The following is a 15,286-nucleotide window of genomic DNA, read 5'->3' on the forward strand; positions in this document are numbered from 1 at the left end:
TGCAGGCTAACCGTCCACCGAACATCGCTATTCCGGCCGGCCGACCGCCAATCCGGTGTGCCGCGCGGCGAACGCGAGCTGGTCGGCGTATTCCAGCGCCAACGCGCGCGCCGGTTTGCCCATTCCGTGGCCCGCCCGGGTGTCCACCCGCAGCAGCACCGGCGCCGGGCCGGCCTGACAGAACTGCAGCTGGGCGCCGAACTTGAGCGAGTGCGCGGGCACCACCCGGTCGTCGTGGTCGCCGGTGCAGATCAGGGTGGCCGGGTAGCTGGTCCCCGGGGTCAGCCGGTGCAGCGGCGAGTAGGCCAGCAGCACGCCGAAATCGTCCGGGTCGTCGGGCGAGCCGTAGTCGCTGGTCCAGGCCCAGCCGATGGTGAACAGGTGGAAGCGCAGCATGTCCAGCACGCCCACGGTGGGCAGCGCGGCCGCGAACAGGCCCGGTCGCTGCGTCATGACGGCGCCGACCAGCAGCCCGCCGTTGGACCGGCCGTGCACCGCCAGCTGCCCCGGGGTCGTCACCCCGGTGTCCACCAGCGACTCCGCGCAGGCGATGAGGTCGTCGAACACCTGCTGCTTGCGGTGCCGCATGCCGGCCTCGTGCCAGGTGGCGCCGAACTCGCCACCGCCGCGCAGGTTGGTCACCACGAGCACCCCACCGCCGGCCACCCAGGCCGCGAACATCGCGGAGAACGCCGGCAGCAGCGGGATGTCGAACCCGCCGTAGCCGTAGAGCAGGGTCGGCGCCGGGCCGGCGGGCAGGTCCGCGCGGCGCAGCACCGTCATCGGCACCTGGGTTCCGTCGGTCGACTCGACCCGCCGCCGGTCGGCCACCATCTCGGGCAACGGCACCTCACCACCGGGTCCGGGCAACGCCCGGACGTCGGTCGACGACGTACCCACCAGCAGCCGGAACAGCCGCGTCCGGGTGGTGAACGAGTTCACCCCGAGCAGGATCTCGGCCGATTCGGCGCGGGTGTTGACCGCCGCCATCGACACCGGGGCGGGCAGATCGGGCCAGTCCAGGTGCCCACCGGCCCGGTCCACGAGCTGGAGGCGATGCGCGGCGTCGGTCGACCAGACGAGCGCGAATGCATCGCGCGCCGGGTGGACGCTGACCAGCACGTCCTCGGCGTGCTGCGGCACGATCTCCGCCCACTCCGGGGTCGCGGCGGTGCGGACCCGGTTCAGGTCGGTGGCGACCAGCCGGCCCCGCGGCGCGTCCCGCTCGGTGCGCACGAAGAGCACGTCGCCGGCGGTGCCGACGACGTGGTGGGCGTCGGCCAGCTCGGTCACCACCGGCACCGCGGCCGGGTCGACGACCGTCCGACCGGCGGTGACGGCCAGCCGGTGCGCGGTCAGCAGGGTCCGCGAGTCGGTCCCCGGGCTGCACGTGAGAATGAGCCAGCGCCCGTCCGGAGCCACCCACGGATCGGCCAACCAGTCGCGGTCCGGCGGCGTCCAGACCACCTCGTCGTCCGCGGAGTCGGCGCCGATGCGGTGCAACGCCAGCTCGCCGGCCCCCATCGCCTCGGTCAGTTCGCCACCGGCCGCCGCCGGGTACCGCCAGTACAGGAAGCCGGACGCGTCGGGCAGCCAGGTCGGGTCGATCCACTTGGCGAACCGCAGCACGTCCGACCGGTCCCGGCCGGTCGCGACGTCCCGTACCCGGATCGTGCGCCAGTCCGACCCGGCCTCGGACACCGCGTAGGCCAGCAGTTCACCGTCCGGACTGACCCGGGCGGCCGTCATCGCGACCGTGCCGTCGGCGGACAGCGCGTTGGGGTCGAGCAGCAGCGTCGGCGTGTCCAGCAACTCGTCCAGACCGTCGGCGCGGAACAACTGGTCCTGATCCAGTTCGCCCGGATTGCCGACGACGAAGTACCGGCCGCCCCGCTCCCACGGGACACCGCGACGGGGGGCGGTCAGCAGGGCGGTGGTCAGTTCCAGCAGCGGCTCACGGGCCGGCAATGCCTCGAGATACGGCCTGGACAGCGTGTTCTGGGCGTCGACGAAGGTCCGGGTGCGCTCGGCGTCGGGATCCTCCAGGTAGCGGTAAGGATCGGCGACAGGGACGCCGTGCAGCGACTCGACGACGTCGTCCCGCTCGACCGCCGGGTAGGTCGGAGCCTGGGTCACTCGGTCGGGCCGACGGGGTCGACACCGATGGGCGGCGCGACGGGGCGCCCCTCGAACGGGGTCGACAGCACCACAGTGGTGCGGGTGGTCATCCCGGCGGTGCCCCGGATCTGGCCGAGCAGGGACTCCAGCGCGGCCGGCGACTGCACCCGCACCTTGACGATGTACGACTCGACCCCGGCCACCGAATGGCAGGCCTCGATCTCGGGCATCACCGACAGGCGCTGCGGATAATCGTCCGGCGCGGCGGGATCGATCGGGGTGAGCGAGACGAAGGCGGTCAGCGGCAGGCCGATCTGCTCGCTGTCGATCTGCGCCGTGTACCCCCGGATGACGCCGCGCTTTTCCAACCGGCGCACCCGCTGATGCACGGCCGACACCGACAGGCCGACCTTCTCGGCGAGATCGGTGTAGCTGCACCGGCCGTCGGCGGCGAGCACCGCGGCGATGCGGGCATCAAGCTCCTCGAGCATCCCTCGACCCTTCAGCCACCGACGACGACCAGCTCGGTGGACGCATTGTTCATCAGCAGTGCCCCGGACTCCCCCACGACAACGATGTCCTCGATCCGGACCCCGAACTCGCCGGGCAGGTAGATACCCGGCTCCACCGAGAACGCCATGCCCACCTCCAGGGGGATCGAATTGCCGGCCACCATGTAGGGGTGCTCGTGCACCTCCAGGCCGATCCCGTGACCGGTCCGAGTGATGAAGTATTCCCCAAATCCGGCGTCGTCAATCACCGAGCGTGAGGCGGCGTCGACCGATTCGGCGGTGGCCCCCGGACGGACGGCGGCCACCCCGGCCGCCTGCGCCCGCCGGACCAGCTCGTAGACCTCGCGGACCCGGTCCGGCACGGCGCCCCCGGCGGCCGACCCGGCGACGTAGGTGCGGGTGCAGTCGGAGAAGTACCCGGACGGCATCGGCCCGCCGATGTCGATCACCACCACGTCGCCGGGTTCGATCACCCGGTCGGAGGCCTCGTGGTGCGGGCTGGCCCCGTTCGGCCCGGAGCCGACGATCACGAAGTCAGGGCGTTCATGCCCCTCGGCGACGATCGCCGCGGCGATGTCGGCGGCCACCTCGTTCTCGGTGCGGCCGGGACGCAGCCACTCCCCGATCCGGACCTGCACCCGGTCGATCGCGGCCCCGGCGGCGGCCAACGCAGCCACCTCGTCGGCGCTCTTGCGCATTCGCAGTTGGGCGATCGTCTCGCCGGCCAACGTGAGCTCCGAACCCGGCACGATCGCCTGGGCGTTGAGCGCGTGCACCGCCGGCATGTGGTAGTCCACTGCCAGCACCCGCGCGTCGGCGGGCAGGAGGCCGGCCAGCGCCGCGTACGGGTCCTGGCCGTCGGTCCAGGTGCCGATCGCCACGTCCATCCGTTCGACCGGCGACCCGGCCCAACCCGGTCTTTCCAGCGTCGGTACCAGCAGCGATGGGCCGCCGGTGGCCGGCACCACCAGGCAGGTCAACCGCTCGTGCGAACCGATGGAATGGCCGATGAAGTAGGCCAGGTCGGGGCCCGGGGTGATCAGCACGGCGTCGGCGCCGGACACCCCGGCCAGCTCGGCCAGGCGGACCAGCCGGTCGGTGAACACGGCCACCGGGTCAGGGTCGGGTGACATACCCGGAGCCTAGTGTTCCTACCGGGGACGGAACGCCGACCGGGCCGGCACCGCGTCCGAGCGGGCGTACCGTCATCCGATGCAGACCGTCACGGTTCCCGGCTCGGGCGCGCTGCACGATCGTCAGGCCTACCTGGCCCGGCCCGTCCCCACCGGTCCCCAGCCGGGGCCGTGGCCCGGCGTCGTCGTCATCCACGAGGCGCTCGGCCCCACCGACGACATGCACGAGCAGTGCGACTGGTTCGCCGCCGCGGGGTATCTGACGCTGATGCCGGACCTGTACCACGGCAAGCCGATGATCCGGTGTGTCCGCGGTGCCGTGCGGCAGCTGGCTGCGCAACGCGGTCCGATGTTCGAGCAGATCGAAGCCGCGCGCAGCTATCTGGCCGGGCGGGACGACTGCACGGGCGCGGTCGGCGTCGCCGGCTACTGCCTGGGCGGGGGGTTCGCGCTGCTGCTGGCCGGTCGCGGCGGTTACCACGCGGCCGCGGTCAACTATGGCGAGCTGCCGCAGAACCTGGACGAGGTGCTGGCCGGCAGCTGCCCGATCGTGGCGTCGTACGGCGGCCGGGACGGGCTGGTGCGCGGCCCGGCGGCGGCCACGCTGACCGCCGCGCTGGACCGGGCCGGAGTGCCGCACGACGTCAGGCACTACCCGCCGGCCCGGCATGCGTTCATCAGCCGCAACGTGGTGCCGTCGCCGCTGACCACGATCGGCAAGGTGCTGGGGGTCGGCTACCACCACGACAGTGCCGCGGACGCCAAGCGTCGGATCCTGGCGTTCTTCGACGAGCACCTGCGCGGCTCAACGACCGGATAGCGCTTCCGGCAGCTCATCGGGAACCTTTCCGATCTATCGCTCGCGTTTCCGCGGGGACGACCCGGTCACCCGCCCGCGGCGGCCAACCGCTGGGCGATCTCGTCCTGCCCGCGGCTGCGGGCGTGCTGCAGCGGGGTGACGCCCTGCGCGTCGGCGATCCGCGGATCGGCGCCGGCGGTGAGCAGGATGTCGACGATCTCCCGGTACGGCGCGGATCCATCGCCGTAGACGATCGCCTCGAGCAGGGCGGTCCACCCCGGATCGTTGATGTGGTTGACGTCGATGCCGGTCTGCACGACGCGACGCACGTAGTCGACGTGCCCGCGCTCGCTGGCCGGGATCACCGAGACCCCGCCGAACCGGTTGGTCAGCGTCAGGTCCGGGTCGGCCGGCAGCAGCGTCTCCAGCATGGCCACGCTCCCGGTCACCCCGGTGACCAGCCAGGCGCTGTCGCGCCGATCGTCCTGGGCGTCCGGGTCGGCGCCGAGCACGACCAGCAGCCGGGCGACCTCGACATGATCGTTGGTCGCAGCCAGCACCAGCGGTGTCCGGCCCCCCGCGTCGCGGGATTCGATCGGCGCGCCGGCCCGAAGCGCGGCGGCGGCCGCGTCGGCGTCACCGTCGGCGGCCGCGCTCAGCAGCGCCGTCGCCGGATCGGCGGGCGGCGGCTGGGTACCGGCGGTCAGCGCGAGCACCACCGCGTCCTGACCCTGCCGCACCGCGTTCTGCGGCGGCGTCCGCCCGTCGGACGCGACCCGGTCCAGGTCGGCGCCGCCCGCGATCAGGGCGCGCACCGTGTCGACGTACGACGGGCTGCCGTCCCCGTAGACGATCGCCTCGTCCAGCGCGGTCCAGCCCGGCCGGTTCACATGGTTGGTGTCGATCCCGGCGCGCAGCAACCGCCCGACGATGTCCGCGTGGCCGCGTTCGCCCGCGCGGATCAGTCCGGTCCCCCGGTAGGAGTCCAGGCTGGTCAGGTCGGCGCCGTGGGCGAGGGTGAGCTCGAGCAGGTCCAGGTAGCCCTCGCTGGTCGCGATCAGGTAGGCGCTCTGCTGGGTGTCGTCCTTGGCGTTGACGTCCGCGCCGGCGGCGATCAGTTCGGCCGCCCGAGGCACGTCGTTCGCCCAGGCCGCGTCACGCAGGGGTTGGTCGAGGGTGGGGTCGCGCGGGGGTGCGGCCGGCTCGAGGGTGCTCGACTCGGTGGTCGGTGGGGACGACAGGGTCGTGACCGGCGGGATCGATGCGGTGATGGCGGGCTCCGGGCTGGTGGTCGGGATCGGCGGTTGGCTCGACGTGACCGGTGACGGGACGGCACTCGACGCCGCGGTCACGTCGCTGCCGGCCGGTCCGGCACAGGCCGCGAGCAGGACGGCGACACTGCCGAGCGTCAGGGCCGTTCGGGTGATCCTCATCGGGCCGCCGACCGTTCCGCACGCGAGTCCGGCTCCCCGGCCGCAGCCGACCGGGGTCCGCCGAGCCGGCGCGCGGCCGCGGCTCGGCTGGTGGCCAGGTGGTGCACCGCCAGACGCTGGACGGTCGGCTCGTCACCGGCCAGGATCGCGTCGAACAGGGCGACGTGCTCGACGTGCATGGCGGCCGGATCCTCGTGCTGACGCAGCAGCCAGCGCATCCGGTCCCGCACGCCGTCCAGCAGGCCCTGCAGCAGCGGGCCGGCGACGACCTCGGCGAGCACCTCGTGAAAGCGGGCGTTGCCGGCGACGGCGCCGGCCCGATCCCCTGCCGCCAAGGCTTCGCCGGTCGTGTCCAGGCAGTCCCGCAGCTGCCGGGCGCCGACCGGCGACAGGCCGCCGGACGCGCGGCGAAGCAGGACGGACTCCAGAGCCGACCGGATTTCGAACAGCTCGGCCACGTCGTCGGCGGGGTAGTCACGCACGGCGATCCCGCCGGTCGCCCGGGTCACCGCGTACCCCTCGGCGACCAGATCGCGCAGCGCCTCCCGCACCGGCACCCGGGACACCCCGAGCCGGTCGGCCAGCGCACGTTCGACGAGCCGAGCGCCGGGCCGGAGCTCACCGTCGATGATCAGTGCCCGCACGGCGTCGCGCGCGGTCTCGCGCAGCGCGACCGGGCCGTCGCCGCTCAGCCCGGCAGGTTCGGTTTGATGAACACTCACCATTTTAGGTATACCAAAATCTTGGTGGATCGGTCGGCGGACTCGATGACCGTCCGTCAGGCTGATCAATTCGGCAGGACACTCGACATTGCGGGCGCGTACCGCCGAGTTGATCAGCCTCGCCCGGCTCGATAGGTCAGCTGACGGACAACGGGTAGCGTCGGGCGCCATGCTGCAACTGCTGGACCTGGCCGGCATCTACTTCCGCGCGTTCTTCGCGGTGCCAACCTCCACCACGTCACCGGACGGGCGGCCGGTCAACGCGGTCCGCGGGTCGCTGGACATCATCGCCCGGGTGGTGGCCGACGCCCGGCCGACCCGGCTGATCGCCTGCCTGGACCTGGACTGGCGGCCGGCCTGGCGGGTCGAGCTGATCGACACCTACAAGACCCACCGCGTGCTGGAACCCGCAGCGGCGCCGGGGTCGACGCTGACCGCGGTGCCGGAGGCGCTCACCGGAGCGCTGACCGGGGCGGGCGCGACGCCGCACAGCGGCGGGCCCGGCCCGTCGGCCGACATCGAGGTGGTGCCCGACGAACTCTCGCCCCAGGTGCCGATCCTGCTGGACACCCTGGCTGCGATCGGGATCACGGTGGCCGGGGCGACCGGGTACGAGGCCGACGACGTCATCGGCACCCTGGCCGCCGCCGAGGCGACGGACCCGGTCGAGGTCGTCACCGGCGACCGGGACCTGTTCCAGGTCGCCCGGGACGAAGCGCCGCCGGTCACCGTCCGGTACATCGGCGCCGGGATGAGCAAGGCCAAGGTCTACACGGCGGCCGATGTCGCGGCCCGTTATGCCATCCCGGTGGGCAGCTACGCCGAGTTCGCCGCCCTGCGGGGCGACCCGTCCGACGGGCTGCCCGGCGTGCCCGGCGTCGGCGACAAGACCGCGGCCACCCTGATCGGCCGGTTCGGCTCGGTCGACGGACTGGTCGAGGCGCTCGATTCCCGCAACACCGGGCTGGCCCCGGGCGTGCGCACCAAACTGGCGAACGCCCGCGACTACCTGCTGGTCGCCCCGAAGGTCGTCCGGGTCGCGACGGACGCCGCGGTGACCGTCGAACCCGCCGGTGACGGCGCCCTGCCCCCGGAACCCGCTGATCCGGGCGCACTGTCGGAGCTGGTGCGGGCGCACGGCATCGGCGGCCCGGTGAACCGCCTGCTGCAGGCCCTCGCGTCCCGCTGACCCACACCCCCACCCTCCCGCGCGGACCTTCCTCGTCCACACCCCCACCCTCCCGCGCGGACCTTCCTCGTCCACGGCCGCCCCCGCCCGCGCGGATCAACAACGCCGGCGCGGATGAACTGACGCCGAATGTGGCGGGTGGGACAGGAGTAATCGAATTCATCCGCGCGGGTGTGCACACCTCGCGGTCAGCCGGTCTGTGCACAGCTGCGCGGATCAAGTGACGCCGAATGTGAAGGATGGGACAGAAGTCGACGAGTTCGGCCGCGCCGGGCCAGTTGATCCGCGCGGGGTAGGCGGCCGGGGGGCTACTTGATCCGCGCCGCGTAGGCGGCCCGGGAGTCGGCGGCCGGGGAGGGGGTGGTTCCGTCACCGGCCGGCGCCGCCTCGGCGAGCGCCGGGCAGAGCACCCAGAGCACGGTGGTGACCCCGTCACTCGCCTCGGCGCGGAAGGTGTGCGTCACCGCGGCGTCGAAGGTGAACGCGTCCCCGGGCCCGAGTTCGACGGTGCGGTCGGCGAACCCGACGGCCAACCGACCGGTGATCACATAGGCGAACTCAACATCGGCCGGCAACGCGTACGCCTCCGGACCGCTGCCGCCGCCGGGCCGGATGTCGGAGCGCAACACCTGCACCCGCCGCTCGGTGAACGGGGTCAGCTGGTACTCGTCGAGGTCCTGTCCGCCGAAGTCGATCCGCGGGTACTGCCCGGCCCGCACCACCTCACCGGTGCTGTCGTTCTCGAACAGCGACGCCAACGGGATGCCCAAGGTGCCGCAGATCCGCAGCAGCGCGGCGACCGATACCGATGCCAGATCCCGTTCGATCTTCGACAGGAAACCTTTGGTCAGCCCGCTCGCCCCGGCGACCTCCTCCAGGGTGCGTCGCTGCGCCCGCCGGACCGCCTTGAGCCTGGCGCCGATGCGCGCGGTCTCGCCGTCGTCCGGCAGTGCCACCACCGCTGCGCCCATCCCGTCGCCCCTTCGTGAGGTATCCCTGCATGCAACCCGAGTATTCCATCAGCGACGGGGGTTGCCGTCAAAGAATCTTTAGTTGCAGCCTCGGTGCGTCCCGGGATCAGCGTTGTCATCCGTGCCTTCTCAGCCTCAGGGATGCCGAGACCGACGGCCACGACGCCGTTGGCGACGAGATCCCCGTCAGCAGCGGTCTTTGACCGTTGTGGTGGATGTCGGCAGGCCGGTGACGAGCCCGCCATCGGAATGCACCGGGCAGGGTCGTGCCCTCCGGATCGGTCTCCGGTTGTCGACGGTCGCCGGTCCAGAGACCATTGCCCCATGTTTGCCGTCACCAACCCCGCGACCGGTCGCGAGGAATCTCGGTACGCCACCGCGACCGACGCCGAGATCGAGCAGATCCTGGCCAGCAGCGAGACTGCCGCGCGGGAGCTGGCCGGCAGCGAACTGGACCGGCGCTGCGCGGCGCTGGGCCGGATCGCCGAGTTGCACGACGAACGTCGCGACGAGTTGGCGATGCTGGTCACCACGGAGGTCGGCAAGCCCATCCGGCAGGCCCGCGGCGAGCTCGGCCTGGTCGCCTCGATCTACCGGTACTACGCCGAGCGGTCCACGCAGTTTCTCGCCGACGATGAGATCACCACGGGGGCGGGGGGTTCCGCTGTCGTCCGGAAGGTGCCGGTCGGCCCGCTGCTCGGCATCATGCCGTGGAACTTTCCCTACTATCAAGCCGCGCGGTTCGCCGCGCCGAATCTGGCCGCCGGCAACACGATTGTGCTGAAGCCGGCGCCGCAGTGCCCGTCGAGTGCGCTGGCTCAGGATGCGATCATCCGGCAGGCGCTGAGTGAATCCGGCCTGCCGGTCGACGGTTTCCAGACGGTGTTGGCCGGCAACGAGCAGATCGCGACGATGATCGCCGATCCCCGGGTCCGGGGGGTGTCACTGACCGGGTCGGAGCGGGCCGGCGCCGCGGTGGCGGCGATCGCCGGCCGGCACCTGAAGAAGGTGGTCCTGGAGCTGGGCGGGTCCGACCCGTTCGTGGTGCTCGACGCCGCCGACCTGGATCGGGTGGTGAAACGGGCCGTGCACGCCCGGCTGGCCAACGCCGGCCAGGCCTGCAACGCGGCCAAGCGGTTCATCGTCCTGGACGACCTGTACGACGAGTTCGTCGACCGCTTCGCGACCGCGATGGGCCGGATCGAGCCCGGCGACCCGACCCTCGACTCGACGTTCCTCGGTCCGCTGTCCTCGAAGGACGCCCGCGACACCCTGGCCGACCAGGTCGACCGGGCGGTCGCCCAGGGGGCCCGCGTGTTGACCGGCGGCCGGCGCACCGACGGACCCGGCTACGGGTACCGGCCGACAGTGCTCACCGGCGTGACCGCCGAGATGGATGTGTTCAATCAGGAGCTCTTCGGCCCGGTCGCCGTCGTGCACCGGGCCACCGACGAGGACGACGCGGTCGCGCTGGCCAACGCGACGCCGTTCGGGCTGGGCGCGTCCGTGCACTCCGACGACCCGGAGCGGGCGGCCCGGGTGGCCGACCGGCTCGATGCCGGGATGGTCTCGATCAACGAGTCCGGCGGCAGCAGCGCCGACCTGCCGTTCGGCGGCGTCAAACGCAGCGGCTTCGGCCGGGAGCTCGGCTCCTACGGGATCAGTGAGTTCGTCAATCACAAGCTGGTGCGCACCGCACCGGCCCGCTGACCGTCGCCTCGGGGTGCGAGGCGACGGTCATGGCGTGCGTCAGTTGGGCGGGTTGACCTGGTACAGGCCGCTGTTGTCCTGCACCTTGACTGTCACCGTCGTCGACTCGCCGTTGACCTTGAGCGTGCACTGGAAGCTGGTGCCCGCCGTCACCGGCTGGCCGGACGGGCACGTCACGTCGCTGACGCCAGTCATCCCGTAGCCGGACGGCGCCTGGCCGGTGAGCACGTTGTTCACGCCCTGGGCGACCTGCTTCTCGTCGAACACCTTCTTGTTCAGGAAGCCGGGCCAGACGAACAGCGCCACCGCTGCCAGCGCGGCCAGGACCACGACGACCACGATCGCGATGATCAGGCCCCGGTTGGACTTCTTCGGCGCGTCGGTGGTGGCCGGGAACCCGCCCGACGACGGGCCGTACCCGCCGTAACCGGGTTGCTGCTGGCCGTACCCCGCGGAGGCCTGACCGTAGGTCGGCTGGCCGTATCCGGCACCGCCCTGCCCGTAGTCCTGGCCGCCTGCCGGCTGACCGTAGCCGGGCTGCTGGTAGTAGCCCTGGCCGGCGTTCGGGTCGGGCTGACCGTAGCCGGGCTGCTGGTAGTAGCCCTGCTGGCCGGCGTCCGGCTGGCCGTACGACGGCTGCTGGTAGTACCCCTGCTGGCCACCGGACCCGCCGGGTTGGCCGTACGCCGACGGGTCGTAGCCCGGCTGCCCGCCGTAGGAGGGCTGCTGACCGTAGGAGGGCTGCACGCTGGTCGGCGGCGCGTACGAATCGCCGGGGCCACCCGGGGACGACCCCGAACCCGACGATCCGCCGGCCGGTGCCCCGGAGCCGGACGAACTACCGGAGGAGGCGGGGCCGCCCGACGGGCCGGCGCCGGAGACGCCGTAGTCGCCGGGACGGTAGACGGTGGTGGCGTCCGAATCGGCCGGCTGATCGGATCCGGGCTGCTGGCCGCTCCCCGATTGACCACCCTGTGGGGTACTCATCGCTTCCTCCTCGAATCCGCCGCTCGATCCGGCGCGACGTCCGGTCGTGTCACCACACCGGGACGGTGATTGATGTTGATCCAACCACGATGAGTCCGGGCGCGGGGCGGGGCACGACGAAGACCTTCCGGGCCTCCTCCGTGCCCACCACATCGTTCACTCGGCCAGCCTCGCTCAGGCGGCGCCGAGGGAGACGACGCCGCGCCGCAGACTTCCGACGGCCGACCGGGCGACCGCCGCAACGTCCGGCGCCGCCACCCCGGCGATCTGATCGAGCAGGTCGACCACCTGGCGGCACCAGCGGACGAAATCCCCGGCGGACAGGTCGGTTCCGCCGCCGACCGCGACGGCCAGGGCCTCCGCCAGGGTGGCCCCCCGGCTCCAGGCGGCGACCGCCGCGGCAAACCCCGGATCGACGTCCCGGGTGGCCGGCAGCCCGATCTCCCGTTCGGCGGCGGCGACCCGCACCCAGACCGCCGACGTCGCGGCGACCAGCTCGCCCGCCTCACCGGCCGCCACCCGGGTCGCGCCCGGTCCGTCCCGGCGGGATTCGTAGACCAGGCAGGACACCGCCGCCGCGAGCGCCGGCGCGGACGCTCCCGACCAGATGCCGCGCCGCAGACATTCCGCCACCACCAGGTCGCTCTCGCCCCAGATCCGGGCCAGCATCCGGCCGTCCGCGGTCAGCTCGTCACCGGCCAGGTACCCGTGCTGCTCGAGCAGCCGGACGATCTTGTCCAGCGCCAGGCCGAGGGAGCCGGTGGCCGCCGCGACCTTCGCGGCCAGGGCCTCGTTCTCACCCGTGAGCCGGCGCCAGCGGCGGGCCCACTGAAGGTGCTGCTCCCGATCCGTGCACCCGTGCACCGGGTGCGCCCGGATCGCCTTGCGCAGGACGGCCAGATCCATTTCCTCCGGCGACGAGACCCCCGACGCGGACCGCGCGGACCGGCGCTCACGGCCGGGCGGCCGGACGCCGGAGGAGGCGATCGCCGACGCCAGGTCGCGGCGCACCTTCGGCGAGCGGTGGTCGGTGAACTTGCCCAATTTCACCCGGCCCAGCGCCGGCACCGGACCACGGAAGTCCGCGGTGGACAGCCGGCCGGCCCACCGGCCGGCGGTCACCACCAGCGGGCGTGGCGGCCCGTCGGGTTCGATACCCGGGTCCAGCACGACGGCCAGGCCCGACCGGCGACCGGACGGCACGTCGATCACGTCGCCGCGGCGCAGCTCGGCCAGGTCCTCGGCGGTCCGGTCGCGGCGGCGGGCCGCGCCGGCCCGGGCGATCTCCTTCTCCGCGTCGGCCAGACCGGTGAGCAGGTCCAGGTACTCGGCGGCGCTGCCCAGATGGCACTGCATCGACCGCTCGTGGGCGACGATCGCCTCGGTGTTGCGGGCGACCTGCCGGGCCATGCCGACCACCGCACCGTTGGCCTGATATTGGGCGAAGGACTGCTCGATCAGCTCGCGGGCCGCGCCCCGGCCGAGCCGGTCCACCAGGTTGACCGCCATGTTGTAGCTGGGCCGGAACGAGGACCGCAGTGGGTAGGTGCGCCGCGATGCCAACCCGCCGACCATCCGCGGGTCCATCCCAGGCGACCAGAGGACGACCGCGTGCCCCTCGATGTCGATGCCGCGCCGGCCGGCGCGGCCGGTCAACTGGGTGTACTCCCCCGCGGTCAGATCGGTGTGGCTCTCCCCGTTGAACTTGACCAGCTTCTCCAGCACCACCGTGCGGGCCGGCATGTTGATGCCCAGCGCCAGGGTTTCGGTGGCGAACACCGCCTTGACCAGTCCGGCGACGAACAGTTCCTCGACCGTCTCCTTGAACACCGGCAGCATCCCGGCGTGATGCGCAGCGACGCCCCGCTCGAGGCCGTCCCGCCACTCCCAGTAGCCCAGCACGCCCAGGTCGACGTCCATCAGCTCGACGGTGCGGCGGTCGACGATCTGGCGGATCTCGTCGCGTTCCTTCTCGGTGGTCAGCCGCAGGCCGGCCCGCACGCACTGGGCGACGGCCGCGTCGCAGCCGGCCCGGGAGAAGATGAAGGTGATCGCGGGCAGCAGCCCGGCCCCGTCCAGCCGTTCGATGACGTCGACCCGGCCGGGCGGACGCCAACGGGGTCCGCCAGCCGCGCGGCCGTGCTCGCCGCGGCGCCCGGGGCGACCACCGCCGTACCGTTCGGCGATCGCCTCGGCGTCGTGGATCGCCCGGATGAGGGCCGGGTCGACGCGCAGCGCACCGCTCGGCCCGCCCGCCGGTGGGGCATCGTCGTGTCCGCCGAACAGGTCGAACAACCGCCGTCCGACCATCATGTGCTGCCACAGCGGAACCGGCCGGATCTCGTCGACGACGATCGACAGCTCACCCCGGACCTCGGCCAGCCAGGCGCCGAACTCCTCCGCGTTGGACACCGTCGCGGACAGGCCGACCACGGATACCTCCGCGGCCAGGTGCAGGATGACCTCCTCCCACACCGGGCCGCGGAATTTGTCGGCCAGATAGTGGACCTCGTCCAGCACGACGTGGGTGAGACCGGCCAGGTCGGGCGAGCCGGCGTAGAGCATGTTGCGCAGGACCTCGGTGGTCATCACGACGACCGGGGCGTGCGGGTTGACCGAGGTGTCGCCGGTCAGCAGGCCGACGCGGTCCGGCCCGTACTGGGCGATCAGGTCGGCGAACTTCTGGTTGGACAACGCCTTGATCGGCGTCGTGTAGAAGCACTTGCCGCCCGACCCCAGGGCCAGGTGCACGGCGAACTCACCGACGACCGTCTTCCCGGCCCCGGTCGGCGCGCACACCAGGACGCCGCGCCCGTCCTCCAGCACCCGGCAGGCGTCGATCTGGAACTGGTCCAGCGGGAAGGGGCGGGTCAGCGCGAACTCGGCCAGCCGGGGATGCATCCGATCGCCCCGGGACGCCATCGCGTGGGCGTACCGATCGGCCGGTGACCCGTCCGTCTCCTGCGTCCAGCCGTGTCGGGTCACCATTCCAGGGTGTCACACGCGTGCCGAGGACCGGGGCAGCGACGGCCGCCCCGGAACCGGATCCCTCAGGACGTGCCGGCGTCGGCCTCCTCGTCGGCCTCGATCTGCGCGGCGACCTCCGCGACCAGGGCCTGCGCCTCGAGTTCGGTCTCGATCTCCTGCGCCAGCTCGGCCTCGGCGGCCGCCAGCAGCTGCTGCACCGGAACGCGCCCGCTGGCGATCAGCTGCCCGCCGGACCGCCGCACCGCCGAGGCCAGGGGCGCCGCCCACAGGTTCTCGTAGATCAGCAGTGCCGCCGTGCTTCCGGGTTCCAGCGCCTCGGCGGTGGCGGCGACATCGTCGTCGGACAGCAGTTCGGCCAGGTCGCGTTCGATCTCCCGCAGTTCGGCCAGCGGGCCCTCCTGCAGGTCCTCGAATTCGAACGCCTCGTACGAGCCGTCCTCGTTCTTGCGGATCACCGCCAGGTCCAGGATCCGGACGACGCCGTGCCGCACCAGGGCCAGCAGTTCCGGCAGGATCTCGCCGTTGAACTGGCTGCCGGGGAACTCGACCACCAGGTAATCCACCGGGCCGAGTTCGTCGATGGGTTCGGTCATGACGTGCCTTTCCTGATTCGGCGGCCTGAGCCGGCCGCCGTGGGTGCGCAGAGCAGTCTCACCCGGGTGGCCGGCCGAGCGTGCGCCGCCCTCAACCCGGGTGCGGGCCCGAGCATATTCGGCGGGGCCGG

12 protein-coding genes are annotated in these 15,286 nt (G+C 72.5%); 3 read left to right on the forward strand and 9 right to left on the reverse strand.

The features are described 5' to 3' along the window. Nucleotides 1-27 precede the first annotated feature (27 nt). From ACILSK_RS15855 to ACILSK_RS15865, 3 genes are read right to left on the reverse strand one after another with little or no spacing between them, the layout of a single operon-like run. Nucleotides 28-2,136, reverse strand: a complete 2,109-nt coding sequence (locus ACILSK_RS15855) for a prolyl oligopeptidase family protein (protein ID WP_395728139.1) — start codon at nucleotides 2,134-2,136, stop codon at nucleotides 28-30. After that, entirely contained in the window at nucleotides 2,133-2,609 is a 477-nt protein-coding gene (locus ACILSK_RS15860; RefSeq protein WP_395728140.1) for an Lrp/AsnC family transcriptional regulator, read from the reverse strand. The genes ACILSK_RS15855 and ACILSK_RS15860 overlap by 4 nt, the downstream gene beginning before the upstream one ends. Before the next feature lie 11 nt (nucleotides 2,610-2,620). Next, nucleotides 2,621-3,763 carry a M24 family metallopeptidase gene (locus tag ACILSK_RS15865; protein ID WP_395728141.1) on the reverse strand — a complete coding sequence of 381 codons (1,143 nt, stop codon included), beginning with the start codon at nucleotides 3,761-3,763 and terminating at the stop codon, nucleotides 2,621-2,623. A 79-nt stretch (nucleotides 3,764-3,842) separates the two neighbouring features. Between ACILSK_RS15865 and ACILSK_RS15870 the strand changes: the two genes are divergently transcribed. Continuing rightward, nucleotides 3,843-4,583: a dienelactone hydrolase family protein gene (locus ACILSK_RS15870; protein WP_395728142.1), complete on the forward strand. Its 741-nt coding sequence runs from the start codon at nucleotides 3,843-3,845 to the stop codon at nucleotides 4,581-4,583. A 65-nt stretch (nucleotides 4,584-4,648) separates the two neighbouring features. On the opposite strand, the gene ACILSK_RS15875 is transcribed toward ACILSK_RS15870, so the two are convergent. Beyond that, nucleotides 4,649-5,995 carry an ankyrin repeat domain-containing protein gene (locus tag ACILSK_RS15875; RefSeq protein WP_395728143.1) on the reverse strand — a complete coding sequence of 449 codons (1,347 nt, stop codon included), beginning with the start codon at nucleotides 5,993-5,995 and terminating at the stop codon, nucleotides 4,649-4,651. Then, nucleotides 5,992-6,720 carry a GntR family transcriptional regulator gene (locus tag ACILSK_RS15880; RefSeq protein ID WP_395728144.1) on the reverse strand — a complete coding sequence of 243 codons (729 nt, stop codon included), beginning with the start codon at nucleotides 6,718-6,720 and terminating at the stop codon, nucleotides 5,992-5,994. The genes ACILSK_RS15875 and ACILSK_RS15880 overlap by 4 nt, the downstream gene beginning before the upstream one ends. Before the next feature lie 166 nt (nucleotides 6,721-6,886). On the opposite strand from ACILSK_RS15880, the gene ACILSK_RS15885 reads away from it, so the two are divergent. Then, nucleotides 6,887-7,906, forward strand: coding sequence for a 5'-3' exonuclease H3TH domain-containing protein (locus ACILSK_RS15885; protein ID WP_395728145.1), 1,020 nt, complete (start codon nucleotides 6,887-6,889; stop codon nucleotides 7,904-7,906). Between the two features lie 308 nt (nucleotides 7,907-8,214). Here ACILSK_RS15885 and ACILSK_RS15890 read toward each other — a convergent pair whose 3' ends face one another. Then, the gene (locus ACILSK_RS15890) at nucleotides 8,215-8,877 is read right to left on the reverse strand and encodes a helix-turn-helix domain-containing protein (protein WP_395728146.1); all 663 of its coding nucleotides are present in this window, start codon (nucleotides 8,875-8,877) and stop codon (nucleotides 8,215-8,217) included. Nucleotides 8,878-9,201: 324 nt separating this feature from the next. Here ACILSK_RS15890 and ACILSK_RS15895 point away from each other — a divergent pair, with 324 nt between their 5' ends. Continuing rightward, nucleotides 9,202-10,587: an NAD-dependent succinate-semialdehyde dehydrogenase gene (locus tag ACILSK_RS15895; RefSeq protein WP_395728147.1), complete on the forward strand. Its 1,386-nt coding sequence runs from the start codon at nucleotides 9,202-9,204 to the stop codon at nucleotides 10,585-10,587. Between the two features lie 39 nt (nucleotides 10,588-10,626). Here ACILSK_RS15895 and ACILSK_RS15900 read toward each other — a convergent pair whose 3' ends face one another. From ACILSK_RS15900 to ACILSK_RS15910, 3 genes are all read right to left on the reverse strand, one after another. After that, nucleotides 10,627-11,574, reverse strand: a complete 948-nt coding sequence (locus ACILSK_RS15900) for a DUF4333 domain-containing protein (RefSeq protein ID WP_395728148.1) — start codon at nucleotides 11,572-11,574, stop codon at nucleotides 10,627-10,629. Between the two features lie 174 nt (nucleotides 11,575-11,748). Next, complete coding sequence (locus ACILSK_RS15905; RefSeq protein WP_395728216.1) at nucleotides 11,749-14,496, reverse strand: DEAD/DEAH box helicase; 2,748 nt, start codon at nucleotides 14,494-14,496, stop codon at nucleotides 11,749-11,751. 128 nt (nucleotides 14,497-14,624) lie between these two features. Further along, nucleotides 14,625-15,155 carry a DUF6325 family protein gene (locus ACILSK_RS15910; protein ID WP_395728149.1) on the reverse strand — a complete coding sequence of 177 codons (531 nt, stop codon included), beginning with the start codon at nucleotides 15,153-15,155 and terminating at the stop codon, nucleotides 14,625-14,627. Nucleotides 15,156-15,286: the final 131 nt, after the last annotated feature.

The sequence above is a fragment of the Nakamurella sp. genome (assembly GCF_044224575.1).
Taxonomy (GTDB): Bacteria; Actinomycetota; Actinomycetes; order Mycobacteriales; family Nakamurellaceae; genus Nakamurella.

What these genes read in the sequence shown, in the direction of transcription:
- ACILSK_RS15880 (WP_395728144.1), bottom strand. Translation starts at nt 6,720, where the DNA reads ATGGTGAGTGTTCATCAAACCGAACCTGCCGGGCTGAGCGGCGACGGC.
- ACILSK_RS15905 (WP_395728216.1), bottom strand. Translation starts at nt 14,496, where the DNA reads ATGGCGTCCCGGGGCGATCGGATGCATCCCCGGCTGGCCGAGTTCGCG.
- ACILSK_RS15885 (WP_395728145.1), top strand. Translation starts at nt 6,887, where the DNA reads ATGCTGCAACTGCTGGACCTGGCCGGCATCTACTTCCGCGCGTTCTTC.
- ACILSK_RS15860 (WP_395728140.1), bottom strand. Translation starts at nt 2,609, where the DNA reads ATGCTCGAGGAGCTTGATGCCCGCATCGCCGCGGTGCTCGCCGCCGAC.
- ACILSK_RS15900 (WP_395728148.1), bottom strand. Translation starts at nt 11,574, where the DNA reads ATGAGTACCCCACAGGGTGGTCAATCGGGGAGCGGCCAGCAGCCCGGA.
- ACILSK_RS15870 (WP_395728142.1), top strand. Translation starts at nt 3,843, where the DNA reads ATGCAGACCGTCACGGTTCCCGGCTCGGGCGCGCTGCACGATCGTCAG.
- ACILSK_RS15895 (WP_395728147.1), top strand. Translation starts at nt 9,202, where the DNA reads ATGTTTGCCGTCACCAACCCCGCGACCGGTCGCGAGGAATCTCGGTAC.
- ACILSK_RS15910 (WP_395728149.1), bottom strand. Translation starts at nt 15,155, where the DNA reads ATGACCGAACCCATCGACGAACTCGGCCCGGTGGATTACCTGGTGGTC.
- ACILSK_RS15890 (WP_395728146.1), bottom strand. Translation starts at nt 8,877, where the DNA reads ATGGGCGCAGCGGTGGTGGCACTGCCGGACGACGGCGAGACCGCGCGC.
- ACILSK_RS15875 (WP_395728143.1), bottom strand. Translation starts at nt 5,995, where the DNA reads ATGAGGATCACCCGAACGGCCCTGACGCTCGGCAGTGTCGCCGTCCTG.
- ACILSK_RS15865 (WP_395728141.1), bottom strand. Translation starts at nt 3,763, where the DNA reads ATGTCACCCGACCCTGACCCGGTGGCCGTGTTCACCGACCGGCTGGTC.